The following is a 19,044-nucleotide window of genomic DNA, read 5'->3' on the forward strand; positions in this document are numbered from 1 at the left end:
CAATTGTTGGGATGCGTCGCTACGCTCCTTATCCCAACCTACGACGTACCGCGTCCGAATATAAATCCTGCTGTAGTGATCAACCATTCCCGACCTGAGTGGCTTGCGGTCGGGATCATTAGACTGCTACAGGATGAGGAACGAATCCCAACAAGATCTGGCTGTATTGTATCGGCTGGCTCAATTGTTGGGATGCGTCGCTACGCTCCTTATCCCAACCTACGACGTACCGCGTCCAAATATGAATCCTACCCTGGGATCAGCCTCTGGAGCAGGTCTGGGGCAAGAAGAGTTAAACCGGGAATCTGGTGTTGGGATGTTGCTGCATACTGTGTCCCAACCCACAATGCCGGGGCTGTGAGCTAGCCAGCCCCTTCGCGGCCCTCATCCAGCTCCAGCAGCAGGTCTGAGACTTTGTCCTGATATTCTCCGGGTTCCTGCCACAGGCCGCGTTGCATCGCTTCCAGCATTCTCTCTGCCATCTCTTCCAGGGCATCCGGGTTATGGTTTTCGAGGAATTCGCGGTTCTGCGGCTCAAACAGCAGGGCGTCGCTGACTTGCTGATACTGGTAGTCGTCGATCAGGTCGGTGGTGGCGTCATAGGCGAACATATAGTCGACGCTGGCGGCCATCTCGAAGGCGCCTTTGTAGCCGTGACGCTGCATGGCGTTGATCCATTTAGGGTTCAGCACCCGGCTGCGGATTACCCGGTTCAACTCTTCCTTCAGCGTACGGATCTTCGGTGCTGAGGGATTACTGTGGTCGCTGTGGTAGATCTCCGGTGTTTCGCCTTTGAGTACCCGTACTGCGTTGGCCATACCGCCCTGGAACTGGTAATAGTCGTCAGAATCGAGCAGGTCGTGCTCGCGGTTATCCTGGTTCTGTACCACGGCTTCCAGCTGGCTGAGGCGGTGGCTGAAGGCATCCCGCGCCACTTCACCCTGCAGGTTCTGGCCGTAGGCGAAGCCACCCCAGTTAAGGTAGGCATCGGCCAGGTCTGAAGCGTTCTCCCAGCAGCGTTCGTCGATCAGGCCCTGCAAGCCAGCGCCGTAGGCTCCGGGTTTAGAACCAAAGACCCGATAACTGGCTTCCCTGCGTGCCTGTTCAGCAGACACCCCGGTCGCTTCAAGTTCTGCCTGACGCTGTTCCACATGTTGGCGGATCAGGTTGCTGCTGCCCGGTTCATCCAGTTCTGCCAGTGCCTGTACCGCGCTGTCATAGAGCTTCATCACATTCGGGAAGGCATCGCGGAAGAAACCGGAAACCCGCAAGGTGACATCGACCCGGGGGCGTCCAAGCTGAAACGCCGGGATGATCTCGAAATCGACTACCCGCTGAGAGCCGGGTGCCCAGATCGGGCGGATGCCCATCAGGGCAAAGGCCTGAGCGATATCATCGCCGCCGGTACGCATGGTGGCAGTGCCCCAGACCGATAAGCCGATCTGTTTCGGATAATCACCCTGCTCCTGCAGGTGCCGCATAATCAGCTGCTCGGCGGACGCTTGTCCCAGCTGCCAGGCCCCCTTGGAGGGGATAGAGCGGCTATCCAGTGAATAGAAGTTACGCCCTGTGGGCAGGGTATCCAGCCGGCCGCGCGTCGGTGCGCCGCTGGGGCCGGCGGGGATAAAACCACCCTGCAGACCGGTGATCACCGCATTGATCTCATTGCGGGCGCTGCGTTGCAGGGCCGGATAGATCTCGCTACTCACGGTGTCGAACAGGGCGTGGGTCGCAGGCCAGGTCAGCTTACAGATCGGTATGACCGTCTCGTCCAGCAGGTGTTTTTCGATCAGAGCCGCCGCCAGCAGTTCCAGTCGCTCGCGGGTATCGGCCCGGCTGCGCCACAGATCATCACCGACCTGTAGCAGCGCGTCCGGGCGATTGCCCAGCCAGGCCTCACCATCGGCCTGAAATGGATCATAAAGGCTATTCTCTTCGTCACCGCAACGCAGTTTGAGGTCTTTTACCAGCGTATGCAGGATACCGTTCTCGCTGTCGGCCTCACCCCGGGGGAGGCGAATCAGGGCGATCAGGGTATCGCGCAGGGAGTCACCTTCGGGCAGTTTACCGAGGCGGTGCAGGCCATCACGGATCTGCGCTTCCTTGATCTCACAAAGATAGCCATCGAGCTGGTTCAGTACCTCATCTTCGCTGTCCGGATCTTTAACCCCCAGCTCTTCCAGCAGATGACTCTCCTGGGCTAATTGCATAATCTGGCCGCGCAGCAGTGCTTCACGGCGTGGGTCCAGCCCCATCGCCTGATAGTACTCATCAACCAGCTGTTCTAATTCAGCCAGTGCGCCGTAGGTTTCGGCGCGGGTCATCGGTGGCATCAGGTGGTCGATAATTACCGCCTGGGTACGGCGCTTGGCCTGGGAGCCCTCACCCGGATCGTTAACGATAAAAGGGTAGAGGTGAGGCATCGGGCCGAGGGCAATATCAGGCCAGCACTGCTCTGACAAGGCGGTGCCTTTACCCGGCAGCCACTCAAGGTTGCCGTGCTTACCAACATGAATCACCGCTTCCACCTGATAGCAGTGGCGCAGCCAGAAGTAGAACGCCAGGTAGCTGTGCGGAGGGATCAGGTCCGGATCATGGTAGTTGGCCGCCAGATCGATGTTAAAACCGCGCGCGGGCTGGATACCGACGAAGGTTTCTCCGAGGCGGATACCCGCCAGCATCAGCCGGCCATTACGGCATTTGGGATCGGATTCCGGCGCGCCCCAGCGATCAAGCACCGCCCGTTTTGACTCCTCCGGTAGTTGGCCGAAGAACTGTCGGTACTGATCCAGCGCCAGGCTCTGCCAGCAGGGGCGATGGAACAGGCTCTCCGGATTGTTGGTGACGGCACCCAGCAGTTCGCGGATCAGCTCATCACCACCGGCGGGGATCGCGGAGACCGGATAACCGGCATTCTGCAGTGCCTGCAGTATATGGTGGGCGGAATCCGGCGTATCCAGGCCGACCCCGTTGCCGATACGGCCATCTTTGGTGGGATAGTTGGCGAGGATGATCGCTATCCGCTTTTCGCCATTGGGTTTGTGGCGCAGACGACACCAACGCGCAGCCAGTTCCAGCACCCAACGGGCGCGTTCGTCGTGCAGCTGATAGCGGATCACATCTAGCTGGCTTCGCTTTGAGTAGTGGCTTAAGCCCTTAAAGCCGATGGCCCGGCTGATGATGCGGCCATCCATCTCCGGCAGGGCGATCTGCATCGCGATATCGCGGCTGCGCAGTCCCTGGGTCTGGGCCTCCCAGTCATCCCGGTTACTACCGGAGATGATCAGCTGCAAGACGCAGATATCCCGTGCCAGCAGGGCTTCAGACTCAGACGGCAGGGCTGCCAGCTGTGCTGGACTGCGAGCATTGACGGCAAAGCCGGTGGTGTTAAGCAGCAGCTGCATATCGCTGCTGTCGATCAACTGGTTGAGGGTATCGAGACACTCCGCCTCTTTCAGGGAGGTCACCGCCAGCGGCAACGGATTAAGCCCCTGTTGCTGCATCAGTGTGATCAGCTGGTCGAACAGCTCAAGGTTGCCGCTCTGCAGGTGGCTGCGATAGAACAGCAAGCCCACCACCGGCTGGCCCGGTTGCCACTGGCGTTTCCACTCTGCCAGCGAGCCTTGTTCCTGTCCCGACTGGTAGATCAACGCCAGTGGCAGCGCACGCGGTTCCTGCCAGTGCTCTGGGCGCTGAAACAGCTCGGCACCGATGTAGCGATACAGCTGGTCGATATTGCGCGGGCCACCCTCGCGCAGGTAGCGCCAGACCCGGTAACTCACCTCGCTGGATACGCTGCCCGCGGCCAGTAGCTGCGCGTCGGGGGTATCGTCTCCTGGTACTACGATCAGTTCAAAGCCACGTACCTGCGCCAGTTGTTGCAGCTGTTCCAGGCCATACTGCCAGTAGGAGGCACCGCCCAACAGCGACAGCACCACCACTTTGCTTTGCTCTACCACCTTATGGAAGTAGAGATCGGCTGCGGCAGGCTGGGTCAGGTGCATCCAGTTGGCGATACGCAGTTCCGGAAAATCCTCTGGCAGCCGTTCGGCACCTTCGCTGAGGGCGCCGAGTACCGAGTCGGCGGCGGCCAGCAGCACCAGATCCGCCGGGTCCTGCTGCAGGTCGATAATTCCCTCTTCATCGACGAAGCCGCCGGGTTGTGCTGCCAGAAGATGCATCGGTGTTACAGCTCCGCCTGACCCAGAATGTCGCGTAGGGCCGCTTCGTTCAGCTCGCGCCCGATTACCACCAACTGGGTGGCACGCTTCTCATCTGCTTGCCATGGGCGGTCGAAGTAGCTGTCGATACGCTTGCCGACACCCTGAACCACCTGACGCATCGGTTTGGTGCCGAGATCGACAAAGCCCTTAACGCGGTAGATCTCAAATTCAGCGATCAGGGTTTGCAGCTGATGTTGCAGTTTGTCGCCATCGACGGCACCAAATTCCAGCACAAAGGAGCTGAAGTGATCATGGGCGTGATCGTGCTCTTCGTCGTGGTGGTGATGGTGATCATGGTGGGTGTGGATCGCTTCGATACGCTCTTCAGTGGCGGCATCGATACCGGTCAGCAGCTGGATGTCCACTTCACCGTTATCGATATACAGTGTCTTCACCGACTGTGGCACTTCTGTGGCAACACGTTCGCTGACCAGAGCGCGTTCGGCTTCATCCAGCATATCGTTCTTGCTCACCACCACCAGATCCGCTGCGCTGAGCTGGTCTTCCAGCAGCTCCTGCAGGGTTGGATCGTGATCCAGGCTCTCATCAGCCAGGCGCTGGGCCTGAACCTGTTCCGGGTTGCTGGCGAAACGGCCTGCAGCAACCGCCGGACCGTCGATCACGGTGATCACCGCATCCACGGTGCAGTGCTGCTTGATATTGGGCCAGTTGAAGGCCTGTACCAGCGGCTTTGGCAGGGCCAGACCGGAGGTCTCGATCAGGATATGGTCGATCTCGTCGCGGCGTTTTACCAGCTCCTCCATCACCGGCAGGAACTCCTCCTGTACGGTGCAGCAGATGCAACCGTTGGCCAGCTCGTAGATGCCATTCTCGGCAGACTCAGTCGCTGCTTCCTCTTCCGGGCACTCCAGCGGGCAGTTACGCAGCAACTCAGCGTCGATATCAACGGCACCAAACTCGTTGACGATCACGGCGATGCGCTTGCCGTTGGCCTGGCGCAATACGTTGGAGAGCAGGGTGGTCTTGCCGCTACCCAGGAAGCCGGTAACAACGGTAGTCGGGATCTTATTCAGTTGCATCGCTGGAATCCTTCTCGGTCTGCGCATTACGGCCTTTCTTGCCGTGGCGTGGACGGTAAATATGGGGTTGGTCTTTGTCGTACAGGAACGAAGTATCGAAGTCGTCACGGCCCATCACATCGCCGACCAGAATCAGCGCGGTGCGACTCAGGCCCGCGGCGCGTACCTTGGCGACGATATCTTTCAGGGTGCCGCTGATCTGTGCCGCGTCGGGCCAGCCGGTGCGGTAACAAACCGCCACCGGACAATCTTCGCCATAGTGCGGAATCAGGTCATCGACGATCTTATGAATCCGGGTAATACCCAGGTGGATCGCCAGTGTGGCGCGGTGCGCGGCCAGTGACGGCAGGTCTTCGCCCTCGGGCATCGGGGTCTTACCCGCATAGCGGGTCAGGATCACCGTCTGGCTGTAGCCGGGCAGGGTCAACTCCTTGCCCAATACCGCAGCAGAGGCTGCGGTGGCGGTGACGCCCGGAATCACCTCATAGGGAATTCCCAGGGCTTCGAGGCGGCGGATCTGCTCGCCGATAGCGCCGTAGAGGCCGGGGTCGCCGGAGTGAACCCTTGCCACATCCTTACCTTCGGCATGGGCGGCTTCGATACGCTGGATAATCTCATCCAGATGCATCTCGGCGGTATTGTGCACTTCGGCATCGGGCTGGCGCTCGGCCAGAATTGCCTCGGGCACCAGAGAGCCGGCGTACAGAATCACCGGGGCCTGGCGGATCAGGCGCTGGCCCTTCACGGTGATCAGCTCCGGATCACCGGGACCGGCGCCGATAAAGTAGACGCTCATCTCAGTTCACCATCTTCTTCTGGTAGCCGCGCGGGGTGTAAACCCACTCCCGGCCGCCGACATTGATATGGCGAGTCTGGCTGCTGCCGACCTGCACCAGGGTCAGCATATCGACCTGATCGGCGGTCAGCTCACCCAGGGTAATGACGCGGATATTCTCCTCGTCACGGGTCAGGTTACGACCCAGGATCACCGGGGTGCTGGCCGGACGGCTCTCAAGCAGGATGTCGCGGGCTTTCTCCAGTTGCCAGCGGCGCTTCAGCGATACCGGGTTGTAGAACGAGATCACAAAGTCAGCACCGGCGGCAGCGGTGATACGCTGCTCAATCACTTCCCAGGGGGTCAGCAGGTCAGACAGCGAGATGGCACAGAAGTCATGGCCCAGGGCCGCACCGGAGGACGCTGCAGCTGCCTGCATAGCGCTGATACCCGGCATTACCTCGATATCGACATCAAGCCATTCCGGGTGATCTTCCAGTCCCTGCAACTGGCGATCCAATAGCTCAAACACCAGTGTCGCCATGGCGAAGATACCGATATCGCCACTGGATATCAGTGCGGTGTTCTTACCGGCGGCGGCCAGATCCAGTGCCAGACGGGCACGTTCAATCTCGGCGCCCAGCGGGCGGTCGTGGCGGGTCTTGCCGTTGCAGAGGTCGCCCAACAGGTCGAGATAGAGGCCGTAGGCGACCAGCTCATCACTGGCTTCAATCGCGGCGCGGGTTTTAGGGGCCAGGAAATCCAGATCGCCCGGGCCGGTACCCAGCACAAATAATTTGCTCATTTAATCGGTTACTTCTTTTCAGAGTGTTCTTCGCCATAACTGCGCGCGATGGCACAGGTGGCCTGTTTGTTCTTCTGTTTCGGCAGCATCAGCTCGGCCGGTGATCCGGTGATATGCCCGGCACTGACCAGTGCTGCAGACTCCGCCACACCGTAGACGCCGACGGTTTTGAAAACGTAGTCGGACTTGGTGCTGAGCTGGTCCTCCACCGGGTGTAGCTGGTCGGCGCGCCAGGTGAGGTAGGGCAGTCCCAGCGACTGAGCCAGAGTAATCAGTCCGACCTCATCGGCCTTGATATCGATGCTGCTGATGGCGCTGAGCTGGTTCAGCTCAAGGCCCGCCTGTGTCAGGCATTGTTCCAGCAGGCCGCGTAAGACGGTTTCCGGGCAATGACGCTCGCAGCCCATCCCGGCGACATAGTGAGGATTGAGATAGGGCCTGGCCGTGGTGATTACCAGCTCGGCGCCTAGCTTGGCCGCTACTTCTGAACCCCAGTGGTTGGCGCCGCCCTCATGACCGGAAAGCAACGGCACCACAAAGCGGCCCTGCTCATCCAGCAGTAATACCGCAGGGTCGTTGTATTTATCCTGTAACACCGGCGCCAGGGTGCGCATGGCAATCCCGCTGGCACAGACCAGCAACAGACGATGACCGGCCTGGAAGCGCTGCTGCACTGTGGCGGCAAAGGGCTTGGGGTTACAGAGCAGCTCCGGTTGGCCGCCATCTTCGGCTAATAACTGCTGCAGGCGGCGCCCCAGCAGGGCACCGGCTTCAGTGAGGCTGATGATAGTGACCGGCGGGTTCAACTGTCTTCACCCGGTCTGTTGATCAGAAACAGCGAGAAGTAGGGGCCGGATTCGGACGCCAGGCTGTCCAGATCGCGCACGATTTTCTGTTCGGTACGGGTGGCATATTCGATATAGCTGGCCTCGGCTTTGCGTCCGCTCTGTTGCAGCAATGCCAGCAAACGCGGCCGGTTCTGGCCCGCCTTTAGGATCGCAACATTATCGAACTGTGCCAGGGTGTCGAGGATCTGTTGGTCGCTATGACGGGCATTAATCACTGCGAGGTTGCCGCTCAGCTGGGCCAGCGGTGTGCGCAGTTCAGCGGCGGCAGCGTTAATCGAGCTGATGCCCGGCACTACTTCACAGGGGTAGCGGCCATCAAGGCGCTCCAGCAGGTAGGCAAAGGAGCCGAACAGCAACGGATCGCCTTCACAGAGAAACACCACATCGCCACCGCGATCCAGTACCCCGGCAATCTGCTCTGCGGCCTGATCGTACTGTTGGTTGGCCTCGCGACGGTCGCGCTTCATCGGCATATAGATCGCCAGCCGACTCTCTGGCTGGTCTTCACTGCGGGCACTCAGCGGAGCGGCCGCGATCGTGGCGCCCAGCGACTCACCTTTGTCATTCACCAGATAAGCGCAGCAGTCGGCACTGACAATCAGGCGGAATGCTTTCAGGGTAAGCAGCTCCGGATCACCGGGGCCAACGCCGACGCCATAGAAAGTGCCGCACTGGCCGATCTCAAGGATTTCATCATCGATAATCAAGGGTGTTGCTCCGCTTCCCGGCTATCGCCAGTGGCCTCTTTAGGGGCTTTCTTTAAAGTCAGCAGGGTGACCGGCAGGGCAGGGCGCATCAGTAGCTGGCCCGCCAGTCGGTCGCCACGGCTGATGGCGATCTCAAGCCAGCGACTGCTGACTGCCCCCGGTAATGTTTCCGCCGCCAATAACAATCGCGCCTTGCTGGATTCCGTCACCGCACTGACAACGATCACCCCACCGGGCTGCAGCCGTTGCCAGCAAGTCTGCAGAATCGATTCCAGCGCACCATCGCTGCCGCCGATAAAGACCCGTTTTGGCTCAGGCAGCTCTTGCAGACTATCCGGTGCGCGTCCCGCCACCACCTTGAGATTGGCATCGACGCCAAACTGCAGGCGGTTGTCATGCAGGTGTTGCAGGCGGTCAGGGTGATGTTCGATGGCATAGACGGTGCTGAAGCGATGCCAGCGCGCCCATTCGATCGCCACGCCGCCGCAACCGGCACCAATATCCCAACAGATGTCGCTGGCTTCGGTTTGCAGCTGTGACAGCACCTGAATCCGGACTTCGCGCTTGGTCAGTAAGCCACGGCCCTTTTCGCCGTCGGTGCTGTAAGCGCCATCGGCGATGCCTGGGAATTCCGCCAGTGCGCCGCCGGGGCCTGCCGTGTCGATCAGGGTGACGTGCAGTGGATCGAACTCAAGCGTGCTGTTGAGCAGCTCAGTGACGCTGAAACCGCGAATCTGCTGATCGGGATAACCGAGCCGTTCGCAGACGGTCAGTTGTGAGTCCCTGAATCCGGCCAGTTGCAGCTCCAGCGCGAGATGCTGCGGCATGCTCTGGGAATCGGTCAGCACCGCATAGTGGCGGTTGTTGGCAAGCCGGGCACGGATGCGCTGCAGTGGCCGGCCATGCAGGCTGATCACCTCGGTATCCTGCCAGCTGCGGCCGACCGCATGCACAGCGGCCTGGATGCTGGAGATATTCGGGAAGTAGCTTAGCTGAAAGGCATCTGCGTTGTTCGCCAGCCAGCGGCCAATGCCATAAAACAAAGGATCGCCGGAGGCGAGCAGGGCGATCTGGCTGTGCTGATGTTGGCCCAGCCAGGCTTTGAGCGCTTTGAGCGGCGGCAGTTCGATCGCTTTGGCACCGCTCTTAATCGCTGCCACAGTTTCCAGCTGACGTGCAGAGCCGATCAAATAATCCGCCTGGGCGATCGCCGCCTCAGCCTCTGCGTTCAGCAGCGCCTGATCACCGACACCAATGCCGATTACGGCGATCCCTGCCATCAGTAGCGTTCCCCGCGAATAATCCGCAGCAGAGCGTTACAGGCGGACGCAGCCAGGGCGCTGCCACCGGCACGGCCCAGCAGGGTAATGCACTCAATACCCAGTTGCTGGTGGATATCCCACAGCGCCTGCTTGGATTCTGCGGCACCGACAAAACCGACCGGCATGCCGATAATCAGCGCCGGTTTCGGTGCACCCGCCTGAATCATCTCCAGCAGGCGGAACAGGGCTGTAGGGGCATTGCCGATAATCACCACGCTGCCTGCCTGATGCTCTTGCCATAGCTCCAGCGCAGCCATGGTGCGGGTCTCGCCAGCGGCTTTGGCCAGCGGTGGTACCTGCGGATCATTCAGGAAACACAGCGGCTGGCGCGCCAGCATCCGCTTGGTCAGGCCGTGGCGCACCATCTCCACATCGCAGAGGATGGGGGCATCGGCCGCCAGCGCTTCCAGGCCTGCCGCTGTGGCGTTAGCACTGAAACGCACAGCATCGGCAATCGCCGGATCGCCGATGCTGTGTACCAGCCTCATCACCACCTGCTGCTCATCGGCAGCGAAAGGGGAGAGGTCGGTCAGCTGGCGGATCTGGCGAAAGCTTTCCTGCTCAATGGCAACCGGATCGGCTTCGTAGCTGAAAGTGCTCATCAGTGATCGTGATCGCCATGGCTGTGATCGTGATGATGATGGTGATGGCTGTGGTCATGATGGTGGTGATGGTGATCCGCATCGGTACCCGCACCCCGTACATGATGGTGATGACCTTCCTGTGGCAGGCCCACCTTATGCTCGGCACCGATAATCTGAACCCGGTACTGGCACAGCTGGCAGTTCATCTTAGCCTCGCCCTGTTCGGTCTCTTCCAGCTTCTCGATAAAGGCTTCGATCACTTTAGGGTGATCGTTGAGGTAAGGGGCTTTCACCACCTGAATGTCAGGGTGGGCCGCCTGGTAATCATCAGCCCAGCTGTAGATCTTCTTCACCAGACGACCGGTAAACAGGAAGTACGGGAAGATCAGTACGCGCTTGAAGCCCAGACCGTGGGCACGCTGCAGTGCTTCCGGCACCAGCGGGGTAGTTACGCCGCTGTAGCAGGTCATCGCCCAGCCAAAGCCCATGCCTTCTTCCAGCATCCGGGTGATCTTGCAGATATTGGAATTGGCATCGGAGTCGGAGGCACCGCGACCCACGACAACCAGCAGGGTGTCCTTGCGGTCTTCAGCCGGGTTGTAGCTGTCACCAAACTGCGCTTCACCCTCTTCGATACGCGCCTGAGCGGCCTGGAGCATCTTCGGATGGACGCCCAGTTCGGCACCGTAGGTGATAGAAACACCGCCCAGCTCCGCCTGCAGGGTGTTGAGTTCGCTTGGGATATCGTTTTTGGCGTGGCCGGCTGCCATCAGCATGCCCGGTACCGCCAGAATGTTCTTAGCGCCAGCTGCAACCAGTTTGTCGAGGCCATCGGCGATCACCGGACGGGCAAACTCAAGAAAACCGGTTTCACACAGGCGCTCGGGATAGCGCATCTGCAGGTGCTTGGCCAGCTGGTGGAACTCTTCGACCGCTTCTACGTCGCGGGAACCATGACCGACAACGAGGATGGCCGGTTTGGTGTGCTCTGTCATTGTTGCTTCCTGAATGATTAAGGTGCGTGCTGAAACCCGCAGGGACGGGGCTATTGAAGCCGTTCGACCAGCTTAAGGTACAGGCTATCGATATCGCTGAACAGGGCATCGGCGGCCGCCGTGGCGGGCCTTTGCTGCATCAGAACCGGTATCCCCAGCGTGCGCGCGGCGACCAGTTTTCCGGCGGTGGCATCGCTGCCACTGTTCTTGCAGACGATTACATCGATATGTTGTTGTTTCAGCAGTGCTTTTTCATGCTCGCCATTATACGGGCCTGTGTCCTGAATAAGGGTGAGATTTTTTTGATTTAAGATGAAATCCGTTGGGGTTGTGCGCAGTATCCAGTGCTGCCCGGCTGGAATTTGATCAATCTGGTTAAGGGCTGAGCGCCCCAGCGCCATAAAGGGCCTTTTAAACGGCATTAGCTGGGTGATCAGATCATCCCAGTCCGACCAATTGGACCAGTGATCACCCTCCTGGGGCTGCCAGCTGCTGCGCTGGTATCGCCAGCAGGGTATGCCACAAGTCCGTGCCGCTTTAACGGTTGTATCCGATACAGTCCCGGCATAGGGATGGGTCAGATCCAGAACCAGAGAGATACGTCGCTGGGCGATAAAACGGATCATACCGTTGAAGCTTTGATCCGCTTGTTCCTGAGATATCTGGACACGACCGCAGGTCGCTACGACGGGTTCGTCATTTTTATCCGACTGCGCAAACTGGCTGAAACCGCCACTGACGACTTCGCAGGGCAGATCAGGCTGACGCACTATACCGGCGATACTGTAGATCAGTTCGATACCGGCCTGATGCAGGCGCAGGGCGAGCTTACGTGCCTCGCCGGTACCCCCTAATAGCAGGACTCGGCTGTTCATTGGCTGATCACCTCCGAGTGATAGCCCACCGCATTGCCTTTGCGATCCAGCGCATGAACATCGAGCCGGGTGCCTGTTGCCAGCCATTGTCGGCAGTGTCTGGCAGCCTCCGCGCAAATCCGGTCTCCCAGGGCGATATCCGCTTGCTGGCACAGCTTGAGTGCGGCGACACTGGTATTGGCGTCAAGGATCGCCTGTTGCAGGGGCTGATCTGCCCCCAGGTCGGCGGCGCAGTCGCGCAGGTATTCGAGACTGATGCTGGATTTACTGCTGTGCAGGTCCAGGTGCCCCTGTGCCAGTTTACTCAGCTTGCCGAAACCGCCGCCAAGGGTCAGGCGCTCGACCGGATTACGCTTCAGATGTTTGAGCAGGGCGCCGACAAAGTCGCCCATCTCGATCAGTGCCATCTCAGGGAGTTGGTAATTGGCGCGGATAAAATCTTCGCTGGTGTTGCCAGTCGTGGCGGCAATATGTTGTTGGCCATTGGTGCGGGCCACATCGACACCCTGACGAATGGAGGCGATATAGGCGGCGCAGGAGAAGGGCCGCACAATACCGGTTGTACCCAGAATCGACAGACCGCCAAGAATACCAAGGCGGGGATTCATGGTTTTCAGCGCCAGTTCGGCCCCGTGCTCAACGCCGACCTCGATGATAAAACCACCCTTAAAGCCGGATTCATTGGCGATCTGTTCCAGGTGCTGGCTGATCATCTGACGCGGCACCGGGTTGATCGCCGCTTCGCCCACCTCAAGCATTAAGCCGGGTTTGGTTACGGTGCCCACACCATCACCGGCCTTAAATTGCACACCGGGCTGGTCGCTCAGCTGTAGCCGTACAAATACCTTAGCGCCATGAGTGACATCCGGGTCATCCCCGGCATCCTTAATAGTGGCTGCATGGAATAGTGGCGATTCGCACGTAAGATCGATGATATCCAGCTCGACGACCTGACCTCGGGGCAGGGTCACGCTCACCCGCTGACAATGTTGTTGGGTAAGGGCCAGTCGAGCGGCAGCCACGCAGCAGGCAGTGGCACAGCAGCCCGTAGTAAGGCCGGTGCGCAATGGGCGTGGATGCTCTTCGCTTTCCGGCCACATAGCTTCAAATCCTGCTGCTGGGTTGTAAGGGGGCTCTGCATTGTTGGGATTTGTCGCTGCGCTCCGCTTCCCAACCTACATGAAGGTGTTTTGCAGGGATGTCGCTCTGCATTGCAACTCACGTTATGGTTCTATTGTAGGTTGGGATGAGCCTGCGAATCCCAACAAACGCGGCTTTATGGCCCAATAGGGTAATGGTTTAGGCGGGGCCAGTGTACCGATTCCGCCACCGGTTTCAATTGTGGTGGCGGTTAATCGGATATACGGCGTTAGTTTTGCTGCGGATCGCTCAATAACTGGGCAATAGCCTCAGGATTGGCAGGGAAAAACAGGTGCAGGTAGCTGGCGGTGAGTGCGCGGCTGCGATAGATCGCCTCTCCCGGTGCCGGATGACGTTGGCGCTTACCGTGGCTGATCGGTTCCAGCGTATCGTGGCTGCGTGAGCGGTGGTGGGCATGGGCGCGGACTTCGCCTTCCGGCAGCATAGCGCTTTGCATGCCCTGGCAGCCGCGACGGCCACGCATGGCGCCATGGCCCGGAATCAAACCAGCCATCGTATAGCAGTTGCCCTCCAGATCGGTCAGGGTCTGCTGCACAAACAACATGCCGCCGCATTCGGCCAGAATCGGCGTATTGGCCTCAAAGGCGAGATGGAGACCGGCCTGTGTGGTCTTGCAGCTGCCTAATTTGTCGGCATGCAGTTCCGGATAACCTCCCGGCAACCAGATCGCATCAGATTCCGGCACGGGTTGATCAGCCAGCGGTGAGAAGAAACTAAGCTCAGCACCCATCGCTTCAAGCAGGCGCAGGTTGGCCGCATAGACAAAGCTGAAGGCTTCATCTTTTGCGATTGCGATCCGTTTGCCTTCCAGTAACTTTGGCGGGGCAGGGATATGCTGGTCACTGAAGGCTACGGCAGGTGGCAGCTCGGTGAGTGGGCTTTCGGCAATCCAGCGGGCTCCGGCTTCGAGGCGGCCATTGAGATCAAACTGCTCACCCGGCTGCACCAGGCCCAGATGCCGTTCAGGTAATACCACCTCATCATCGCGACGCAGCGCCGCCAGCAGTTTCACATCTTCGGGCATCGCCTCTTCGATCAGCTCGGCATGACGTTGACTGCCGAGTGCGTTGGCGATCAGGCCGTGAAACTGGAAGTCGGTACGGTAGTGGGCGATACCGTAGGCAAGGGCAGCGGTGGTTTGGGCCATCCCTTTGGCATTCAGTACCACGGCCACCGGGATGCCGAAGGTCACCGCCAGGTCAGCCGTGGACGGCACGCCATCGAGCAGGCCCATAGCGCCTTCAATAAGAATAAGATCGGCTTCGCAGGCGGCTTCATACAGCTTCTGGCGGCAGTAGGCTTCGCCGCCCATCCACATATCCAGCTGCTCCACCGGCTTGCCGGAGGCGGCCGAGAGGATCTGCGGGTCGAGATAGTCGGGGCCAAACTTAAACACCCGTACATCACGGCCCTGATTGCGGTGGTAGCGTGCCAGCGCGGCGGTGATAGTGGTCTTGCCCTGACCCGAGGCGATACCCGACAGCATCAGTGCCGGGCAGAGAACGGTTTCAGCCTGTGACATCAGAATTCGATTCCTGCTTGTGCCTTAACGCCCTGACGGAAGGCGTGCTTCTCATCCAGGATCTTACTGATGGTATCGGCGATCGCTTCCAGCTCTTCCGGCATGGTGCGGCCACTGATCATCACGTTCTGCATCAGCGGGCGCTGGCTGATCACCTCGGCCACTTCGTTCACGTCCAGGTAGCCATACTTGAACATATAGCTCATCTCATCAAACACCAGCATCCGGTAGCTGTCATCGGCCAGCATCCGCTTGGCCACTTCCCAGGCCTGTTTGGCGGCTTCGATATCCTGATTACGGTCCTGGGTTTCCCAGGTAAATCCGTGGCCCATGACATGAAACTCAACCTGTGGATGATCCTTAAAGAACAGGAACTCGCCGGTCTGCAGGCGGCCCTTGATAAACTGGATCACGCCGCACTTATGGCCGTGGCCGATGGCGCGGGCCATGGTGCCGAAGGCAGAGCTGCTTTTGCCCTTGCCATTGCCTTTCAGCAGAATCAGTACACCACGCTCTTCCTGGGCGGCCGCGATGCGCTGATCGACAATCTCTTTCTTACGCGCCATGCGCTCTTTATGGCGCTGGTCTTTATCCTGTTGTTCGCTCATCGCTGTATTACTCCGTTAAATAGGGTTTCAGGCGCTGAGCTGGCAATCGGCCAGCGTCAGGTAGTGTGCGTTTAGTTCAGTGGCGATCTGTCGGCCCCGGCCGCGTTTTACGTTGCTCTGTTCGGTATCGATCAGCCAGCATTGGTTGCCCAGCTCGATATCGGCGACCCGGTCGCGGCTGCGACCATCGGTGATCAGGTAGGTGAAGGTGGTGAGGCCGGGAAAGCGTTTCTGCCACTTGGCCAAGGCGTCCTGAGCGGTACTCAGTGCCTGGCGCAGGGGTGTGCCGCCACCGGCGCTGATGCTATCCAGTAGTCCTGCCAGCTGTTTAGGTGCGCGGCTCAGTTTCAGCAGCCAGTCGGTTTGCTGGTTACCAAAGCCCAGTACCGCGATCTGCTCGCGCTGGTGGTAGGCACGTTCAGCCACGCCCTGTAACAGGCCCTTGGCCTGGGCCAGGGCTTCACCGCGCAAGGTCGAGGCGCTGGTATCCAGTAGGATCAGGTGCAGGGGTTGGTAGCCACTGCTACGTTGCTTGTACTGCAGGCTCTCGATCTGCCCGGTCTGGAGATTGTGTGGGTCGGCGAAGGTTCGGAACCAATCGACCTTCTCGGTGACAATCCGGTTGCCCGCTTGCTGATCCTGCAGAGCACTAAAAGGACTTTGCTGGCTGGCCTGACCGGTCTTGTTCGCAGTCTGGCTATGGCTGCTGTCATTTAGCTGGATATTACGCTTGGTCCCGGTTGTGCTTTGCTGAGGCGGCATCGCCCCCCAGTCATCGCCAGAGCCCTGCTCGGTCGCTGTTTGCTGATCGGAGCGACTGTTTTCGGGACGCTTAAAGCCGTGATCGCCCTGAGTGTTGGGATCAGGGGTATCTGAAGGAGGCTGTGGCGCAGAGGGCGGGGTGCCAGGGGCATTGCGGCGGTGCTGCAATACCAGTGCCTCGGTCGCATCGATATCCTCTGCGCTGACATCCTTGCGCAGGTTAAAGGCGGCATGGGCCTTAGCTGCACGGTGCCAGCAGAGATCGGCCCGCAAACCCTCTACCTGTGCCTCAGCGCAACGCTCGGCGATCAGCAGCTGCAGGCCATCATTCAGCTTAACCTGATCCAGCTGCTGCTGGGCCTGATGAATCTGATCCGACAGCGCCTGCTGTTGCTCTGAAAAGTTAGCGCAGTAGGCGACCGGATCAGCATCAAACGCCAAGCGCTGCTGCACAATCGCTACCCGCTCCTGCGGACTAAACTGACCGCTGAGCTCCACTGCCAGACCAAAGCGATCCACTAACTGAGGCCGCAGCTCGCCTTCATCCGGGTTCATGGTGCCGACCAGCAGAAACTCCGCCGCATGATGATGGCTGATACCGTCACGCTCGACATAGTTCACTCCGGAAGCGGCGACATCCAGCAACTGATCGACCAGCATATCCGGCAGCAGGTTCACCTCATCTACATAAAGCACCCCCTGATGGGCGCGGTGCAACAGGCCGGGATTAAACTGCACCTGACCGGCCATCGCCTGCTGCAGATTCAGCGTGCCGATCAGCTGCTCTTCACTGGCACCCAGTGGCAGGGTGACAAAATGCTGCTCTTCGCCACACATCAGGTCCGCCATACTGCGTGCCAGCGTCGACTTGGCACAGCCGCGCGGGCCGGAGATCAGCACACCGCCAATATGGGGATCTATCGCATTCAGAATCAGCGCCAGCTTCAGCTGTGCCTGGCCGATTACGGCACTAAAGGGAAACAGGGGTTTAGAGTCCGGGGTCATCATTACCTGGCCGGTGGTGGATATCAGGGCAGAGCATACAACAGCTGGCGCAACACTGCAGTTGGTGGCCCTGGATGCTATTGCTAACCCTATGATTTTACGTATAAAAAGAATGCTGCGATCTTAACGTGCAGATACCGCGCGGGCAACGTCTCGGCCCTGAAGGCTGTTCATGCTGAGATTAGGGGGACTCACTTTCGGTAATCGATATTGCGGTGGGTGTATAGGTGCAATGCAAAGCCTGCGCCGTGCCGATTAGAGATCTGCCAGCGGGCTGCGAACGGCGTGACCTCCCCTGTTTAATACATGGGTGTAAATTTCAGTGGTTCTTACATCGCTATGTCCGAGTTGCTCTTGCACGGTGCGGATGTCAGCACCGCGCTCAAGTAAATGAGTTGCAAAGCTATGCCGGAAGCTATGGCTGGTCGCAGGTTTATTAATTCCTGAGGCCCTAACCGCTTTCTTGACCGCACGCTGTAAAGTTTGTTCGTAAATATGATGCCGTCTGATTTTTCCAGGGTAGCGCGGATCGGTTGTGCGACGTGACGCCGGAAACAGGTATTGCCAGCCGAATTCAAAAGGCGCCGACGGATACTTCCTATTCAGTGCGCCAGGCATATAGACACCGGTCCACTCACACGACTCCCGATCTTCATGCCAAGCCAATCGCGCACGCTCAATCTGGTGTCTAAGGTGGGTGGCGCAACTCTCTGAAAGGGTAGTAATCCTCTGTTTACGTCCTTTACCATGGAACACGAAGATGGATAATCTATCCAGATCTATATCCTTAATTCGTAACCTGCATACTTCCATTACTCGCAAGCCTGAGCCGTACATTAAGTGTGCGCATAGCAGGTGCTCTCCCTGTAAATGGCGAAATATTGTTTTGATTTCATCACGGGACAGTACAACGGGGAGTTTTTTGGTTTACTTGCCCGCCGGAAGGCGCCGAGCTGTAACTGAGCCTCGTCCCAACCCAGAAACTGGCGATGGAGATAGATCAGAGCGTTTAAGGCTGTTTTCTGGGTGCTGGCAGTAACATTGCGCTCAACTACCAGATACTCAAGGAACCGTACAATATCCCGCGAACTAAGGTCATTTGGGTGCGAGAGGTTATTGAACCTGATATAGAAAATAGTCCAGTAAATATACGTCTTTTCCGTCCGCTTACTGTAATGCCGCGCACGCATGTGGTCGCGCAGTGCCTGTATAAATGGCGAAGACATAGCAAATCCTTGTGCTGTGTTTTTATACAGTATTTCATGTGATTGAGGGTTGTGCAAGGATAGACACCACTTTGACGTTTTTTCACAGAAGGACTCTGGAGCAACACTTAAGGATGAGAGAAAAATCATACACTTACCCGCTTTTATTGAACATTCGTTCTGGAGATATACGTCAAATTGACGCGTTTAAACACGTCAATTTGACGTATATTTAGCTGTTAAGTGAGTGAAATATGAAGCAGATTCTATTAGCAGTCTTTGCAATAATCACTCCTATTGCGAATGCGGAGGAGTTGGCTAGATGTGGGTACTGAGGAGGTTGTTCACATCGGCTAAATTCGAGATGCTGGTTATCGCCAAACAAACAACATCCGATAGCCGACATGAACAACCCCCACAAGAATGCCCGAACGACTTACCATAATCGAGTCCTAATCATTGATCGTGTCCTGAATGAAGGCCGATCAGTCCACTCTGTGGCAGCCGATTTCGGTATCAGTGCACGTACCGTCTATAAATGGTTGGCCCGCTTTGAGGAGCACGGATACGCAGGACTGCATTCAGCGTCCAGTCGCCCCCATAGCAG

At 58.5% G+C, this 19,044-nt stretch carries 17 protein-coding genes; 1 reads left to right on the forward strand and 16 read right to left on the reverse strand.

Annotation, left to right across the window (positions count from 1 at the left end):
• Positions 1–362: 362 nt before the first annotated feature.
• From cobN to Q354_RS28295, 16 genes are all read right to left on the reverse strand, one after another.
• Positions 363–4,181: a cobaltochelatase subunit CobN gene (gene cobN, locus Q354_RS0115580; RefSeq protein ID WP_027858420.1), complete on the reverse strand. Its 3,819-nt coding sequence runs from the start codon at positions 4,179–4,181 to the stop codon at positions 363–365.
• Between the two features lie 5 nt (positions 4,182–4,186).
• Positions 4,187–5,263, reverse strand: a complete 1,077-nt coding sequence (gene cobW / locus Q354_RS0115585) for a cobalamin biosynthesis protein CobW (RefSeq protein WP_027858421.1) — start codon at positions 5,261–5,263, stop codon at positions 4,187–4,189.
• Positions 5,250–6,059, reverse strand: a complete 810-nt coding sequence (cobM, locus tag Q354_RS0115590; RefSeq protein WP_027858422.1) for a precorrin-4 C(11)-methyltransferase — start codon at positions 6,057–6,059, stop codon at positions 5,250–5,252. The genes cobW and cobM overlap by 14 nt, the downstream gene beginning before the upstream one ends.
• 1 nt (position 6,060) lies before the next feature.
• Entirely contained in the window at positions 6,061–6,843 is a 783-nt protein-coding gene (gene cobJ / locus Q354_RS0115595; RefSeq protein ID WP_027858423.1) for a precorrin-3B C(17)-methyltransferase, read from the reverse strand.
• 8 nt (positions 6,844–6,851) lie between these two features.
• The gene (locus Q354_RS0115600) at positions 6,852–7,649 is read right to left on the reverse strand and encodes a cobalamin biosynthesis protein (protein ID WP_027858424.1); all 798 of its coding nucleotides are present in this window, start codon (positions 7,647–7,649) and stop codon (positions 6,852–6,854) included.
• Positions 7,646–8,398 carry a precorrin-2 C(20)-methyltransferase gene (cobI, locus tag Q354_RS0115605; protein WP_245601063.1) on the reverse strand — a complete coding sequence of 251 codons (753 nt, stop codon included), beginning with the start codon at positions 8,396–8,398 and terminating at the stop codon, positions 7,646–7,648. The genes Q354_RS0115600 and cobI overlap by 4 nt, the downstream gene beginning before the upstream one ends.
• Positions 8,395–9,678 carry a precorrin-6y C5,15-methyltransferase (decarboxylating) subunit CbiE gene (gene cbiE / locus Q354_RS26050; protein WP_084332628.1) on the reverse strand — a complete coding sequence of 428 codons (1,284 nt, stop codon included), beginning with the start codon at positions 9,676–9,678 and terminating at the stop codon, positions 8,395–8,397. The genes cobI and cbiE overlap by 4 nt, the downstream gene beginning before the upstream one ends.
• Complete coding sequence (locus Q354_RS0115615) at positions 9,678–10,322, reverse strand: precorrin-8X methylmutase (RefSeq protein WP_036230178.1); 645 nt, start codon at positions 10,320–10,322, stop codon at positions 9,678–9,680. The genes cbiE and Q354_RS0115615 overlap by 1 nt, the downstream gene beginning before the upstream one ends.
• Positions 10,322–11,299, reverse strand: a complete 978-nt coding sequence (locus Q354_RS0115620) for a sirohydrochlorin chelatase (RefSeq protein WP_027858427.1) — start codon at positions 11,297–11,299, stop codon at positions 10,322–10,324. The genes Q354_RS0115615 and Q354_RS0115620 overlap by 1 nt, the downstream gene beginning before the upstream one ends.
• Before the next feature lie 50 nt (positions 11,300–11,349).
• Complete coding sequence (locus Q354_RS0115625) at positions 11,350–12,174, reverse strand: precorrin-6A/cobalt-precorrin-6A reductase (protein WP_027858428.1); 825 nt, start codon at positions 12,172–12,174, stop codon at positions 11,350–11,352.
• On the reverse strand, positions 12,171–13,274 hold the full coding sequence (locus tag Q354_RS0115630) for a cobalt-precorrin-5B (C(1))-methyltransferase (RefSeq protein ID WP_027858429.1): 1,104 nt from the start codon (positions 13,272–13,274) through the stop codon (positions 12,171–12,173). The genes Q354_RS0115625 and Q354_RS0115630 overlap by 4 nt, the downstream gene beginning before the upstream one ends.
• Before the next feature lie 269 nt (positions 13,275–13,543).
• Positions 13,544–14,857 carry a cobyrinate a,c-diamide synthase gene (locus Q354_RS26055; RefSeq protein WP_036230181.1) on the reverse strand — a complete coding sequence of 438 codons (1,314 nt, stop codon included), beginning with the start codon at positions 14,855–14,857 and terminating at the stop codon, positions 13,544–13,546.
• Positions 14,857–15,465: a cob(I)yrinic acid a,c-diamide adenosyltransferase gene (gene cobO / locus Q354_RS0115640; RefSeq protein WP_027858430.1), complete on the reverse strand. Its 609-nt coding sequence runs from the start codon at positions 15,463–15,465 to the stop codon at positions 14,857–14,859. The genes Q354_RS26055 and cobO overlap by 1 nt, the downstream gene beginning before the upstream one ends.
• A gap of 27 nt (positions 15,466–15,492) precedes the next feature.
• Positions 15,493–17,235 carry an AAA family ATPase gene (locus Q354_RS0115645; RefSeq protein ID WP_027858431.1) on the reverse strand — a complete coding sequence of 581 codons (1,743 nt, stop codon included), beginning with the start codon at positions 17,233–17,235 and terminating at the stop codon, positions 15,493–15,495.
• 252 nt (positions 17,236–17,487) lie between these two features.
• A complete protein-coding gene (locus Q354_RS26060) occupies positions 17,488–18,138 on the reverse strand; it encodes an integron integrase (RefSeq protein ID WP_156948376.1) in 651 nt (216 codons plus the stop codon).
• Entirely contained in the window at positions 18,069–18,587 is a 519-nt protein-coding gene (locus Q354_RS28295) for a site-specific integrase (RefSeq protein WP_156948378.1), read from the reverse strand. The genes Q354_RS26060 and Q354_RS28295 overlap by 70 nt, the downstream gene beginning before the upstream one ends.
• A gap of 254 nt (positions 18,588–18,841) precedes the next feature.
• Here Q354_RS28295 and Q354_RS29020 point away from each other — a divergent pair.
• The coding region (locus Q354_RS29020; RefSeq protein WP_156948380.1) for a leucine zipper domain-containing protein at positions 18,842–19,044 on the forward strand (203 nt) is incomplete at its 3' end.

This window comes from Marinobacterium jannaschii DSM 6295 (genome assembly GCF_000620085.1).
Classification (GTDB): domain Bacteria; phylum Pseudomonadota; class Gammaproteobacteria; order Pseudomonadales; family Balneatricaceae; genus Pontibacterium; species Pontibacterium jannaschii.